At 62.4% G+C, this 12,329-nt stretch carries 12 protein-coding genes; 2 read left to right on the top strand and 10 right to left on the bottom strand.

Annotated features, from left to right (window positions below; translation table 11 throughout):
• Positions 1 to 114: 114 nt before the first annotated feature.
• The 10 genes from uspE to ccoN all read right to left on the bottom strand — a co-directional run bounded on the left by uspE (position 115) and on the right by ccoN (position 9,107).
• On the bottom strand, positions 115 to 1,047 hold the full coding sequence (gene uspE, locus KUV81_RS05710) for a universal stress protein UspE (protein ID WP_222542871.1): 933 nt from the start codon (positions 1,045 to 1,047) through the stop codon (positions 115 to 117).
• Positions 1,048 to 1,172: 125 nt separating this feature from the next.
• Complete coding sequence (gene etrA, locus KUV81_RS05705; protein WP_222542870.1) at positions 1,173 to 1,925, bottom strand: electron transport transcriptional regulator EtrA; 753 nt, start codon at positions 1,923 to 1,925, stop codon at positions 1,173 to 1,175.
• Between the two features lie 54 nt (positions 1,926 to 1,979).
• Complete coding sequence (locus tag KUV81_RS05700) at positions 1,980 to 2,666, bottom strand: sulfite exporter TauE/SafE family protein (protein WP_222542869.1); 687 nt, start codon at positions 2,664 to 2,666, stop codon at positions 1,980 to 1,982.
• Positions 2,663 to 2,821, bottom strand: coding sequence for a cbb3-type cytochrome oxidase assembly protein CcoS (gene ccoS / locus KUV81_RS05695; RefSeq protein ID WP_222542868.1), 159 nt, complete (start codon positions 2,819 to 2,821; stop codon positions 2,663 to 2,665). The genes KUV81_RS05700 and ccoS overlap by 4 nt, the downstream gene beginning before the upstream one ends.
• Positions 2,818 to 5,193 (bottom strand): heavy metal translocating P-type ATPase, encoded by a 2,376-nt coding sequence (locus KUV81_RS05690; RefSeq protein ID WP_222542867.1) that lies wholly within the window; start codon positions 5,191 to 5,193, stop codon positions 2,818 to 2,820. The genes ccoS and KUV81_RS05690 overlap by 4 nt, the downstream gene beginning before the upstream one ends.
• Before the next feature lie 13 nt (positions 5,194 to 5,206).
• On the bottom strand, positions 5,207 to 5,683 hold the full coding sequence (locus tag KUV81_RS05685; RefSeq protein ID WP_261389200.1) for a FixH family protein: 477 nt from the start codon (positions 5,681 to 5,683) through the stop codon (positions 5,207 to 5,209).
• A gap of 225 nt (positions 5,684 to 5,908) precedes the next feature.
• Positions 5,909 to 6,871 carry a cytochrome-c oxidase, cbb3-type subunit III gene (gene ccoP, locus KUV81_RS05680; RefSeq protein ID WP_222542865.1) on the bottom strand — a complete coding sequence of 321 codons (963 nt, stop codon included), beginning with the start codon at positions 6,869 to 6,871 and terminating at the stop codon, positions 5,909 to 5,911.
• A gap of 6 nt (positions 6,872 to 6,877) precedes the next feature.
• The gene (locus KUV81_RS05675) at positions 6,878 to 7,042 is read right to left on the bottom strand and encodes a cbb3-type cytochrome oxidase subunit 3 (RefSeq protein WP_222542864.1); all 165 of its coding nucleotides are present in this window, start codon (positions 7,040 to 7,042) and stop codon (positions 6,878 to 6,880) included.
• 10 nt (positions 7,043 to 7,052) lie between these two features.
• Positions 7,053 to 7,664, bottom strand: coding sequence for a cytochrome-c oxidase, cbb3-type subunit II (ccoO, locus tag KUV81_RS05670; RefSeq protein ID WP_222542863.1), 612 nt, complete (start codon positions 7,662 to 7,664; stop codon positions 7,053 to 7,055).
• Positions 7,665 to 7,676: 12 nt separating this feature from the next.
• Positions 7,677 to 9,107 carry a cytochrome-c oxidase, cbb3-type subunit I gene (gene ccoN / locus KUV81_RS05665; protein ID WP_222542862.1) on the bottom strand — a complete coding sequence of 477 codons (1,431 nt, stop codon included), beginning with the start codon at positions 9,105 to 9,107 and terminating at the stop codon, positions 7,677 to 7,679.
• A gap of 463 nt (positions 9,108 to 9,570) precedes the next feature.
• Here ccoN and KUV81_RS05660 point away from each other — a divergent pair, with 463 nt between their 5' ends.
• Positions 9,571 to 9,999, top strand: a complete 429-nt coding sequence (locus KUV81_RS05660) for a hypothetical protein (protein ID WP_222542861.1) — start codon at positions 9,571 to 9,573, stop codon at positions 9,997 to 9,999.
• A 116-nt stretch (positions 10,000 to 10,115) separates the two neighbouring features.
• The gene (locus tag KUV81_RS05655; RefSeq protein ID WP_222542860.1) at positions 10,116 to 12,311 is read left to right on the top strand and encodes a multiheme c-type cytochrome; all 2,196 of its coding nucleotides are present in this window, start codon (positions 10,116 to 10,118) and stop codon (positions 12,309 to 12,311) included.
• Positions 12,312 to 12,329: the final 18 nt, after the last annotated feature.

Below are 12,329 nucleotides of genomic sequence, written 5' to 3'. Positions count from 1 at the left end.
CAAAGGCCTGGATAACAGGAGCGGCATTATTCCAGTCTGACCCGGCGGGGTAAAGGGGCAGGGGAGACAAAAACGGCGACCCGAGGGTCGCCGTTGTCATTGAGGCGGACTCAGTTACTCCGCTTTGACCGGCGAGACAAAGCCTTCCGGCTTGATGGCCAGCAGATCGCAGTCCAGGCTGTCGATGACGTGTTCGGCGGTGTTGCCAATCAGGGCGGCGGAGAAGCCGGTGCGGCCCACGGTGCCCAGCACCACCAGCTCCGCGTCCAACTCTTCGGCCAGCTCAGGGATGACATCCTCCGGCAAGCCCTCCAGTACGTGGCAATGGGCGGTGTCGATGTCGTGCTGCTGGGCCAGTTCGCTCACCTTCATCTGATGGTGGGACTTGAGGGACTCGTTGTAGGCGTGGGCGTCGAAATCCGGCAGTTCGATGGCGATGTTCACCGGCGTGCCGGGATAGCCGTTCACCAGGTGCAGTTCGCCGTTGATGGCCCGGCAGAGGGTCTTGGCGTGCACCAGGATCTGATCATTCAGCGTCTGATGGGCGTCGTCCTCTGCCGCCACATTGACCGCCACCAGGACTTTGCCCCGCACCGGCCACTCGTGCTCCTTGACCAGCAGCACCGGTACCGGCGACTTACGCAACAGGTGCCAGTCGGTGGGGGTGAAGATCACCGACTTGAGCTTGTCGTGGTGGTGGGTGGATTTGACGATGACGTCGTGGTCGCCGGCGATGGCCTGCTGGATGATCGCCTCGAAGGGGCGATTGTGCCAGGCCACCTGGGTGTTGACCTTCACCCCTTGGTCACGCAGAGACTGGGCCTGCTGCTCCAGCCACGCCTGGCGCTGGGTGACGATACTGTTGCGCATCGCTTCGCGCTCATCGGCGGAGAGCATCGAGGTCATCTCGTAGGAGAAGTCGAAGATGCAGACGAACAGCGTCATCTCACCCCCACAGCACTTGGCTAGGTGGGCGGCGCGATCCAGCGCGGGCTGCGCTTCGTGGGTAGGATCGACGGCAACGAGGATGCGTTGATAGGTGCCCATGCTTGTCTCCTTAAGCCTTGTAGCCTTTACCTATAGATTGGCAAAGATGGGGCTAATTTCCTTGTTCCAGATCAGAGTTCACCAGAAAGACAACGCCCGGCTTCAGGGCCGGGCGTTTCGGGGATTCAGCGGCCGATGCGGGCGTGGCCGGCCAACTCCTGTAGGGCGTCCACATCGGTGATGGTGATGTACTTGCCCTTGACCTCAATCAGGCCGCTTTTCTGGAAGCGGCCCAACAGGCGGCTGATGGTTTCCACCGTCAGTCCCAGGTAGTTGCCGATATCGCCTCGGGTCATGGAGAGGCGGAACTCCTTGGAGGAGAAGCCGCGGTTACCGAAGCGGGTGGCCAGGTTGCTGATGAAGGCCGCCAGGCGCTGCTCGGCGTTCTTCTTGGACAGCAGCAGGATCATCTCCTGGTCGCCCATGATCTCGTTGCTCATCAGGCGCATGATCTGCTGACGCAGCCGCGGCATGGAGCCGGAGAGCTGGTCCAGGGTGTCGAAGGGGATTTCACAGACCATGGCGGTTTCCAGGGCCTGGGCGAAGCTTTGGTGGGCGTCGGCGTGGATCCCATCGAAGCCCACCACGTCACCGGCCAGATGGAAGGCGGTGATCTGCTCTTCACCGGACTCGGTGATGGTGTAGGACTTGATGGAGCCGGAGCGGATGGCGAACAGGGATTTGAGGGGCTGGCCGGATTGAAACAGCAGGTCCCCTTTTTGAATGGGGCGCTTGCGCTCGATGATGGAGTCGAGTTTGTCCAGCTCATTTGTGCTGAGCGTAAAGGGAATGCACAACTCTGACATGCTGCAGTCGTGGCAGTGAATGGCGCAACCACTGCCCGCAGGCCGTTTCGCGTGTAGGCTATCCAATTTCATCCTGATCCCGTGTTCTGGTCTCTGCCCAATGTTAACTGAGCAGGGCCTTCCAGGCTACCTAATTTGATTTAGCGCAATATAGGCCATCTGGCCGCCGTAGGCAATTAAGACCAAACCGCTCAACAACTTAATCTGTTTTTTACGGATGATCTGCGCCAACTTGTCCGCTGCAGCGCCCATGGCCACCAGGGCCGGCAGGGTGCCGAGGCCGAATCCCAGCATGATCAGGGCCCCTTCCAGCGCCGAGGCGGAGGCCAGGGCCCAGGTGAGGGTGGAGTAAACCAGGCCGCAGGGCAGCCAGCCCCAAAGGGTGCCGGCGAGCAGGGCCCGGGGTGGGGTGTGGATCGGCAGCAGGCGCTGGCGCAGGGGCGCCATGGCACGCCAGAGCGGCGCGCCAGCCCGCTCCAGGTGGGCCAGCAGCGGCAGCCACTGGGCGATGTAGAGCCCCATCAATACCAGCATCCCGGCGGCAGCCAGTTGCAGTGCCGCCAGGTAGCTGTCCACCACAAACAGGGCGCCCAGTGCGCCCGCCAGTCCGCCCACCAAGGCCCCGGCCAGCGCATAGCTGCCGATGCGACCGGCGTTGTAGGCGAAGAGCAGGGCCAGGCGGGACTGAAGGGGCTGGTGAGCCGGCATCGCCTGGCTAAAGGCGCCGACGATGCCGCCGCACATGCCGAAGCAGTGGGCGGCCCCCATCAGGCCCACCAGGACGGCGGCGAAGAACTGGTACTCGCCGGTCACGATTTGTCCGAGGGTTTCTTATCGTCGAAGAGGATGGAGTAGCCTTCGCGATCCAGATCTTCGTACTGCTTGGAGCGCACCGCCCAGAAGAAGGCGGCGACTGCAACGCAGACGAACAGGATGGCGATGGGGATCAAAACGTAGATGATGCTCATGACACCTTCTTAAGCAAACGGAGGCTGTTGGCCACCACCACCAGGGAGCTGAGGGACATGCCCGCGGCCGCCAGGTAGGGAGGCACATTGCCGCTGACCGCCAGGGGCAGGATCAGCAGGTTGTAGCACAGGGAGATCGCCAGGTTTTGCCGGATCACCCGGTTGGTCAGACGCGCCGTGTCGATGCCCCGGACCAGCGGCCCCAGTTTATCACCCAGCAGCACCAGATCCCCATGGCACTTGGCCAGATCGGTACCGCTGCCCATGGCCACGGAGACGTTGGCCCCGGCCAGGACCGGCGCATCATTGATGCCATCGCCAAACATCGCCACCTTATGGCCCTGCTGTTGAAGCTCGGCCAGCCGGGCCAGTTTCTGCTCCGGGCTGCAGCCGTAATGGGCGGGGTTCAGCCCCAGGGACTGGGCGAACTCCCGGGCCTTGGGGTTGGGATCGCCGGAGAGCATCTCGCAGGCCAGCCCCTGTTGTTGGAAACGGGCGATGGTCTCGCTGGCGTCCACCCGGGGTTGGTCCGATAGCTCAAAGGCCGCGACCACACCCGCCTCATCCGCCAGGTAGACCCAGCCGGGTTCGCCGTTGTCGGCCCCGGCAAAGCGCTGCTGTCCGATGCGGTAGTGGCGACCGTTGACGTTGCCCTCCAGCCCCTCGCCGGTGCGGTACACCACCGACTGGGCCTGGTAGGCCAGGTCCCGGTAGGGGACAAAGGCCCGGGCCACCGGGTGGGAGGAGTGGGCCTCCAACGCCGCGGCGATGGCCAGGGCCTCGGTTTCATCGAGGCGGTTTAACTGGTGGGTCTGGCGCAGGCTGAGCCGACCCTCGGTCAGGGTGCCGGTCTTATCGAACAGCAGATGGGTGACCTTGGGCAGGGCCTCCAGCACCCGGCCGCTTTTCACCAACAGCCCCTGCTGCATCATGCGGTTGGTGCCACAGGTCAGGGCCGCTGGGGTCGCTAGGGCCAGGGCGCAGGGGCAGGTGGCTACCAGCACCGAGAGCATGATCCAGAAGGCGTCCTCGGGGGCGTGTTGGTGCCAGAACAGGTAGGTGGCCAGGGCCAGAAGCAGGATCACCGGCACGAAGTACTGGGCCACCCGGTCGGCAAACTCGGCGATCTGCGGTTTTTGGGCCGCCGCCTGCTCCTGCAGACGCACCAGGGTGTTGATGCGCTGCTCGGCCCCCACCTTGGTGACCTCCACTTCGATGGGCTGGTCCAGGTTGACGGTACCGGCGTAGAGTGGCGCCCCCGGGCTTTTTGCCACAGGTTCCTGTTCTCCGGTGAGCATGGACTCGTTGACGCCGGTTTCTCCGCTGAGCAGCACGCCGTCCACGGCGATGCGCTGGCCCGGCAGCACCCGGTAACGTTGGCCGGGCTTCAGACTCTTGGCCGCCACCTGACGCTCCTCGCCATTCTCCAGAAGGAGGGCGGTGGCCGGGATGAGTTTTTGCAGGTTGCTGGCGTTCTCGCTGGCCTTGCGGCGGGCCCGCTGCTCGAAGAAGCGGCCCAGCAGCAGGAAGAAGGTGAACATCGAGATGGACTCGAAGAACACCTCGCCGGTACCGCGAGCGGTGGCGACGCAACTGGCGCCGTAGGCCAGCAGGATGGCGATGGAGACCGGCACATCCATATTGACCCGCAGGCTCATCAGCGAGCGCAGGGCACTGAAATAGAAGGGCTGGGCCGAGTAGAGCACCACGGGGGTAGCAAAAATCATGCTCACCCAGCGGAAGTAGTCGCGGTACTCCGGCTCCAGATCGTAGAAGTAGCCAGTGTAGAGGGCCACGGCCAGCATCATCACCTGCATGGTGGCCAGGCCCGCCAGGCCGATGCGCAGCAGGAAGTTCTGGCTCTCCCGGGCGTCCTTGGCTTCCTGGGCGTCCTGTTGGAAGGGGGCCGCCTGGTAACCAATCTGGCTCATGGAGAGCAGCAGATCAGAGAGCTTCTGCTGAGTGGCGTCCCAGCGCAGCACCGCGCGCTGGGTGGTGGTATTGACGCTGACGTGAGCCACGCCGGGCAGGGCGGCGAGGTGTTTCTCAATCAGCCAGGCGCAAGCCGCGCAGCTGATCCCCTCCACCGACAGCAGCACCTCCTTGAGACCCCCCCGGGCGGCCACAAACTCCTGCTGTACCTCGTCCAGGTCGTAAGCCACCAGGGCCGCCAGGGCCTCCGGCACGTCCTGTTGCTGGCCCTTTTCGGTGCGGTAGCGGTAGTAGTCGGACAGGCCAGCGGCAACGATGGCGTCGGCCACCGCGGCACAGCCCGGGCAGCACATGGCCTTGTCTTCCCCGTTAATCTGGGCGGAGAAGTCCGCGTTGGCGGGCACCGGCTCGTCACAGTGAAAACAGCGCAGCTGTGTCATGACGGCGTCCATGTCAGTTCAGCCAGATCACGCCATCGTGGGGCAGGGTGGCCCGGGTCTGCAGTCGCCAGCTCTGATCGTAGGCGTCGATCTGCACCAGCCAGGTGCCGGACAGGGGGGCGTCCAGTCTCAGACGGTAGGTGCCGGTGCCGTCACGGAACAGCTTCTCGATGAAATCGTGCTGCTCCAGGGTGGCGTGGTGGAACTCCAGCTCGATGGCGGTATCGATGGTCTCTCCGCCGTGCTGAATGATGCGGATCTCATCGTCGGCCACCTCCAGGGTGAAGGCCAGGCCGAGGTTCTTGGCGGCGCGGATGCGAGACAGGTCCTGGTTGATGCCTTTGCCTTCCTTGTAATAGTCCTCCGACACCATGGAAAACTGCGAGTTGGCGGCGATGTAGAAGGTGTAGACGGAGGCGACGACAGCGCAGGCCGGCAGGATGATCAAAAACCAGGGCCAGAACTGCTTGTACCAGGGGGTCTGCTTCATGTTGATTCCTATCATTGGGAGCGGGCTCCCATACTACTGACGCGATTCGGTGATCGCACGAACAAAATCCCGTTCACTCTTGGGTGAACTTTCTCTGTTCAAAACCCGATTTCATCTTGCGGTTTTTGTTGGGGTTTTGAAGAGAAAAAGCTCGGCAAGTTAATCACTTGCTGCATTGCAGTTGCCGCGAAAGAAGAAAGCCCCGCACTGGGCGGGGCTTTGGCCTTACTCGACGTTGAGGCTGTAGACGTACGCGGTGATGAGGTGAACCTTGTCCTCACCCAGCAGGTCTTTCCAGGCGGGCATCACACCGGCACGGCCGTTGATGATGGACTCCTGGATGTAGCCACGGGAACCGCCGTACACCCAGGCATCGTCGGTCAGGTTGGGGGCACCCAGCAGCGGGTTGCCTTCACCGCCCATGCCGTGACAGGCGAAACAGCCCTTCATAAAGGAGGCCTGGCCCGCTTGCGCCAGCTCGGCGTCGTGGTCGCGACCGGAGAGGCTCAGCACGTACTCGGCCAGGCCAGGCACCTCTTCGTCCTCGATGGGCAGACCACCTTTGGGCGGCATCATGCCACGGCGGCCGTTCATGATGGTCGCCTTGATGGTCTCGGGATCGCCACCGTACAGCCAGGCACCGTCGGCCAGGTTGGGGAAGCCGCGGCTGCCCTTGGCGTCGGAACCGTGGCACTGGGCACAGTTTTGCAGGAACAGACGCTGACCGATCTTACGGGCTTCTTCGTCCTGGGCCAGATCCTCGATGGAGCGGGCGGCAAAGGCCTGGAAGATGGGGCCAAAGCGCTCATCGGCATAGGCCACTTCGCGGTCGTACTGGACCAGGGAGGCGGAGTCGTCGGCCCGGGCCGCGGAGGCCTGCTCGCGAGACTGCTCCAGGTTCAGCACCTGCTTGTTGGCGGAGGTCCAGTTCAGCAGGCCGGAGAAGTTGCCCATGCCCGGGTAGAGGGCCAGGTAGATGGCGCTGAACAGGATGGTCAGCACAAACATGTAGCTCCACCACTTCGGCAAGGGGTTGTTGATCTCCTCAATGCCGTCGAAGGTGTGGCCCATGGACTCACCTTCCTCTTTCCCCATCTTGTCCTTCTGACACCAGATCAGCAGCAGAAGGCTGCCGATCAGCACCGCCAGGACACAGAAGATGACGATGATACTTAACAGGTTACTCATCTGCGATTACTCCTTAATGGATCCCTTCGCTTTGTCTTCGTCGGCAAACACCAGATTGGCGGCCTCATCGAAAGACGGCTTCCGTCGCTTGGAGTAAGCCCAGGCAATGATTCCGATCATGCAAAACAGCAGGACCAAGGTGTAGATGCCGTGAAAGGTACCGTAATCCATTGTTCAATCCTTATTTGAGGGCGGTGCCCAAGACCTGCAGATAGGCGATGATGGCGTCCATCTCGGTCTTACCTTTAACGGAATCCGCGTCCTTCTCGATCTCCTCGTCGCTGCCGTAGGGCACGCCGAAGTGGTCACGGAACAGTTTCAGCTTGTCGGCAGTGTGCTTGCCGTCCAACACGGTCTCTTCCAGCCAGGGGAAACCGGGCATGTTGGACTCCGGCACCACGGCGCGGGGGTCAATCAGGTGCACCCGGTGCCAGTCATCGGAGTAACGACCGCCCACCCGGGCCAGGTCCGGACCGGTCCGCTTGGAGCCCCACAGGAAGGGGTGCTCCCAGACGTGCTCACCGGCCACCGAGTAGTGACCGTAACGCTCGGTCTCGGCACGGAAGGGGCGGATCATCTGGCTGTGGCAGTTGGCGCAGCCTTCACGGATGTAGATGTCCCGGCCTTCCATCTGCAGCGCGGTGTAGGGCTTGAGGCCGTCCACCGGCTGGGTGGTTTCCTGCTGGAAGATGAGCGGAACGATCTCGGCGATGCCACCGAAGCTGATGGCGATCACGGTGAAGATGGCCAGCAGACCGACGTTCTTTTCAACAAGTTCGTGCTTGAATTTCATGGTCGGTACTCCTTAAGCCGCGGCCGCTGCGGGTTGCTCAGCGATGCTGCCCTTGGGGGCAGTCACGGTGCGATAGACGTTGTATGCCATCAGCAGCATACCGGCCAGGAAGAACACGCCACCGACGAAACGCACGAAGTAGAACGGGTAGGAGGCCGACAGGGCTTCAACGAAGCTGTAGGTCAGGGTGCCGTCGGCGTTAACCGCGCGCCACATCAGGCCCTGCATCACACCGGAGATCCACATGGCAACGATGTAGAGCACGGTGCCGATGGTGGCCAGCCAGAAGTGCACGTTGATGAGCTTGACGCTGTACATGCGAGCCTGGCCGAACAGGATGGGGATCAGGTGGTAGAGGGAGCCGATGGAAACCATGGCCACCCAGCCCAGGGCACCGGAGTGCACGTGACCCACGGTCCAGTCGGTGTAGTGGGACAGGGCGTTTACGGTCTTGATGGACATCATCGGGCCTTCGAAGGTGGACATGCCGTAGAAGGACAGAGAGACGATCAGGAAGCGCAGGATGGGGTCGGTTCGCAGCTTATGCCAGGCGCCGGACAGGGTCATGATGCCGTTGATCATGCCCCCCCAGGAGGGTGCGAACAGCACCAGGGACATCACCATGCCGAGGGACTGGGTCCAGTCGGGCAGGGCGGTGTAGTGCAGGTGGTGCGGACCGGCCCAGATGTAGAGGGAGATCAGCGCCCAGAAGTGCACGATGGAGAGACGGTAGGAGTAAACCGGACGCTCCGCCTGCTTGGGCACGAAGTAGTACATCATCCCCAGGAAGCCGGCCGTTAGCAGGAAGCCCACCGCGTTATGGCCGTACCACCACTGCACCATGGCATCCACTGCCCCGGCGTAGATGGAGTAGGACTTCCACATGTGCAGCGGAATCGACATGGAGTTGACGATGTGCAGAACCGCAACGGTAATGATGAAGGCACCGAAGAACCAGTTGGCCACGTAGATGTGGCTGGTCTTACGCTTGATCATGGTGCCGAAGAACACCAGTGCGTAACTGATCCAGACCACGGCGATGGCGATCTTGATCGGCCACTCCAGCTCTGCGTACTCCTTGCTGGTGCTGATGCCCAGCGGCAGGGTGATGGCCGCGGCGACGATGATCGCCTGCCAACCCCAGAAGGTGAACGCCGCCAACTTGTCGGAGAACAGCCGGGTCTGACAGGTGCGCTGGACCACGTAGTAGGAGGTGGCGAACAGGGCACTGGTGCCGAAGGCAAAGATCACCGCGTTGGTGTGGAGGGGACGAAGACGGCTGTAGGTCAGCCAGGGGGTATCAAAGTTCAGGGCGGGCCAGATCAACTGGGCGGCGATCAGCACCCCCACAGCCATACCGACGATGCCCCATATTACGGTCATAATGGCAAACTGGCGTACAACCTTGTAGTTGTAGTCGGTTTGCGGATGGGTCAGGTTCATATCGATGCTTCCACTGCAATTTCTGCATTAATTGAGTGCCTGGCGGCGGGACGACAGTTCTGAGACCGGCTCGTGTCCCAAGGAACGCCGCAACGTGATGTTCATCAAGGCGTGCCCATGATACTTGAGGCAGGTCAAAAAACCCAGACAACGGGCTCGCGAAAACCCTGATCTGGATCAAAGTAGCAAACATCTGTTATCAGATAGGTAAAAAATTGAACTGGTGATGTAAAAGTCGCCAATTGCCAAAGGGTTAGTTTTTGACCGAACGCGATTCAGGGGCGCTTTGTACCTACCCTGACGCGCCGCGCGAGCGCTTGGGCCAGGGTGATCGCCCCCAGATGGTTCGCGCCCTTTGGTGTCGATAGAAGCCGGCAGAAGCGTCAGGGACACCTTCCCCTGGGGCTGAGTTTCACCGGGTAATCGCGTAGCATGGCCCCGTGCAGTAAACGGAGAGACTCGAATGCGAAAGGCCATCGGTGTGGCAGTGGGCCTGCTGGCACTCAGCGGGTGTTCCCCGCAAGACCCAGAACAGGGTGAACCTCAGGCTTCTGTGGCCGACCCCAGTTTGTGCCAGTTTGCCGCCGGCCCCTGCGTTTCCGGAGGGTTAGCCCTGTCACTGAGCCCCCACCATGCCCCCAGCGAAAAGCCCCTGGCGCTGTCTTTGGCGCTTAAACCCGGGGAGCGGGCAGTAGAGGCTCGGATCGAGGGCAGGGACATGTTTATGGGGGTGATCCCGGTGCGGTTCGACGACCGAGGCCAGGCTCAGGCCATCTACGGCAGCTGCGCTTCCGATTACATGGTGTGGCGCCTGACGGTCACCCTGGAGAATGCCGAGGGTGAACGCTACAGTCGCTGGTTTGACTGGCTGGCCGACGCCCCTACCGGCTAAAAAGGTGCTTACACCGAGCAGTACTTCACCTCCTTAGCTTGAATCGCGCTGGGATTCAGTTGCTTCGGCTAAGCTTTGGGCAGTCCTCTTTCAAGCGGCCGCACCCGGAGACGAGCTTGTTCACGCTGCTCACCCTTGCCCCATTTTTGCTGCTCTGGCCCATCGGCTTAGATGCAAACCCGCCGCTAACCGGCAGTGAAGCCTGCGGTCAGTGCCACACGTCACAGTACCAGCAGTGGCAGGGCTCCGATCACCAACTGGCCATGGCCGTGGCCACCGAACGGCATGTGCTTGGGAACTTTGATGACCAGCGACTTCAGCTGGCCGGCCAACCCTTTCATCTCTATCGCCAAGATGGCCAGTACTGGGCCACCCTCAATGACGGCGCTGGCCAGGCCCAGACGCTGCAAGTGCAGCACACTTTCGGCCACTACCCGCTGCAGCAGTACCTGGTGACGCTCCCCGGTGGACGGTTGCAGTTGCTGCCCCTGGCCTGGGACAGCCGGGCCGCCGAGCAGGGGGGACAGCGCTGGTTCCACCTCTATCCCCGCGCAGGACCCAATGACCGCTTTTACTGGACCAACACCGGGCAGAACTGGAACAGTCAGTGTGCCGACTGCCACGTAACCGGATATGAAAAGGGCTACGACACCGCCACCAACACCTACCAGAGCCGCTACCAGGAGGCCGGTGTCGGTTGCCAGGCCTGCCACGGGTCCGGTGAGGCGCACCAGCGCTGGGCCTGGGGGGACAGAGCCGGGCCGGATCCGGGCCTGGAGCGCCAGCTCAAAGCCCTGCCCATCGCCGGTGTTCTGGATGGTTTTGCGGCTGATTTGACCTACCGCCAACAGTCTATGGCCTGCGCCCAGTGCCACAGTCGGCGTCTGCAGCTGGATGACGATGCCGCTGTGCTGGATTTTCATCGAAAGTACCGGCTCAATTTGCTCTCGGCTGCCCGCTATCACCCCGATGGCCAGATCGACGACGAGAACTTTGTGCTGGGCAGTTTTATGCAATCTAAGATGGCGGCGGCCGGAGTGGTGTGCAGCCACTGCCATAACCCCCACAGCAGCGAACTGGTTGCGCCCGAACCCCGCCTTTGCCTTCAGTGCCACACCTCAAACTACGCCGAGCGGGCCCACCACCGTCACCCCAATGGCGCCAAGCTCCACTGCAGCGATTGTCACATGCCCGTTTCCACCTTTATGCAGGTGGACCCGCGACACGACCACAGCTTCCGGGTGCCCCGGCCTGATTTGAGTGTCTCCCTCGGCGTCCCCAACGTCTGCAGTGAGTGCCATCAAAAGGACGCCCAATGGGCCTCCGATACCCTGAGGCGCTGGTATCCCGACTCCCCCTATCAACAACAGCGCCATTTCGCCCAAGCGTTTGCAGAGGGCGCTCAACAGCGCGCCGAGGGCGAGCGCGCCCTAGCCCATGTGGCCCAGGACCACACCGAGCCGGACATGGTGCGGGCGGCCGCGCTGTCTCGGCTATTGGCTTACGCCGGCCCTAATGCGGCACTGGCGTTGGCGCGGGCCAGTCGCGAGTCCTCCCCCCTGATTACCCTTGGTGTCATCAAGGGGGCAGGGGGCCTGGCAGCGCCGGATCGCTGGGACCTGCTGAACCCCCTGCTTGATCATCCCAATCCGGCGTTTCGCGCCGATGCGGCGGCGCGCCTGGTGCGTGTCTACTCGGAACTGACGCCGTCACAGCAAGCTGCGCTGGCGCCGGCACTTCAAACCCATCGTCAACGCCTGGCATTTAACGCCGACAGGGGCTTTGGCCGTGTGGCCATGGGGGATCTGGCCCGCCATCTCGGACAATGGCCAGAGGCGCAGGCCCACTATCGCGATGCGGTGGCGATAGAGCCCCGGTTTGCCCTGGGCCATGTGCGCCTGGCCGAGGCACAACGGGCTATGGGCCAGAATGAGGCCGAGCGTGCCACGCTCTTAAGTGCCCGGGAAAGGCTGCCGGAATCCGCCGCCATCGCCTTTGCACTGGGCCTTAGCCAGGTGCGCAGTGATGAGCCCAAAAGTGCTCGGCAACAGTTGGCCCAGGCGGTCTCTCTGGCACCGGAAAACCCCGATTATCGTTACGTGTACGCCTTATCGCTTGAGGCAGTGGCGCCAGACCAGGCGGTAGAGCAGATGATGGCGGTTTATGAGCGAAGTCGCTTCCCCCGCCATCTCTATGCGGCCTGTGAGCTGGGCCTTCGGAACGCACTGCCCAGCAGCGGAGCCTGCCTGAAACGCTTGGCCGACGAAGTGGGGCCCAACTGGGCAGATGCGTTGAAACAGCGCTATCCGTAGGGCAGGGCGGGGATAACT

The organism is Ferrimonas balearica (assembly GCF_019802085.1).
Classification (GTDB): domain Bacteria; phylum Pseudomonadota; class Gammaproteobacteria; order Enterobacterales; family Shewanellaceae; genus Ferrimonas; species Ferrimonas balearica_B.
The sequence above is the reverse complement of the archived record's forward strand: the minus strand, read 5'-3'. Positions and strand labels throughout refer to the sequence as shown.

What these genes read in the sequence shown, in the direction of transcription:
- KUV81_RS05685 (WP_261389200.1), bottom strand. Translation starts at nt 5,683, where the DNA reads ATGAAGCAGACCCCCTGGTACAAGCAGTTCTGGCCCTGGTTTTTGATC.
- ccoS (WP_222542868.1), bottom strand. Translation starts at nt 2,821, where the DNA reads ATGAGCATCATCTACGTTTTGATCCCCATCGCCATCCTGTTCGTCTGC.
- etrA (WP_222542870.1), bottom strand. Translation starts at nt 1,925, where the DNA reads ATGAAATTGGATAGCCTACACGCGAAACGGCCTGCGGGCAGTGGTTGC.
- ccoP (WP_222542865.1), bottom strand. Translation starts at nt 6,871, where the DNA reads ATGAGTAACCTGTTAAGTATCATCGTCATCTTCTGTGTCCTGGCGGTG.
- KUV81_RS05675 (WP_222542864.1), bottom strand. Translation starts at nt 7,042, where the DNA reads ATGGATTACGGTACCTTTCACGGCATCTACACCTTGGTCCTGCTGTTT.
- ccoO (WP_222542863.1), bottom strand. Translation starts at nt 7,664, where the DNA reads ATGAAATTCAAGCACGAACTTGTTGAAAAGAACGTCGGTCTGCTGGCC.
- uspE (WP_222542871.1), bottom strand. Translation starts at nt 1,047, where the DNA reads ATGGGCACCTATCAACGCATCCTCGTTGCCGTCGATCCTACCCACGAA.
- KUV81_RS05690 (WP_222542867.1), bottom strand. Translation starts at nt 5,193, where the DNA reads ATGACACAGCTGCGCTGTTTTCACTGTGACGAGCCGGTGCCCGCCAAC.
- KUV81_RS05660 (WP_222542861.1), top strand. Translation starts at nt 9,571, where the DNA reads ATGCGAAAGGCCATCGGTGTGGCAGTGGGCCTGCTGGCACTCAGCGGG.
- ccoN (WP_222542862.1), bottom strand. Translation starts at nt 9,107, where the DNA reads ATGAACCTGACCCATCCGCAAACCGACTACAACTACAAGGTTGTACGC.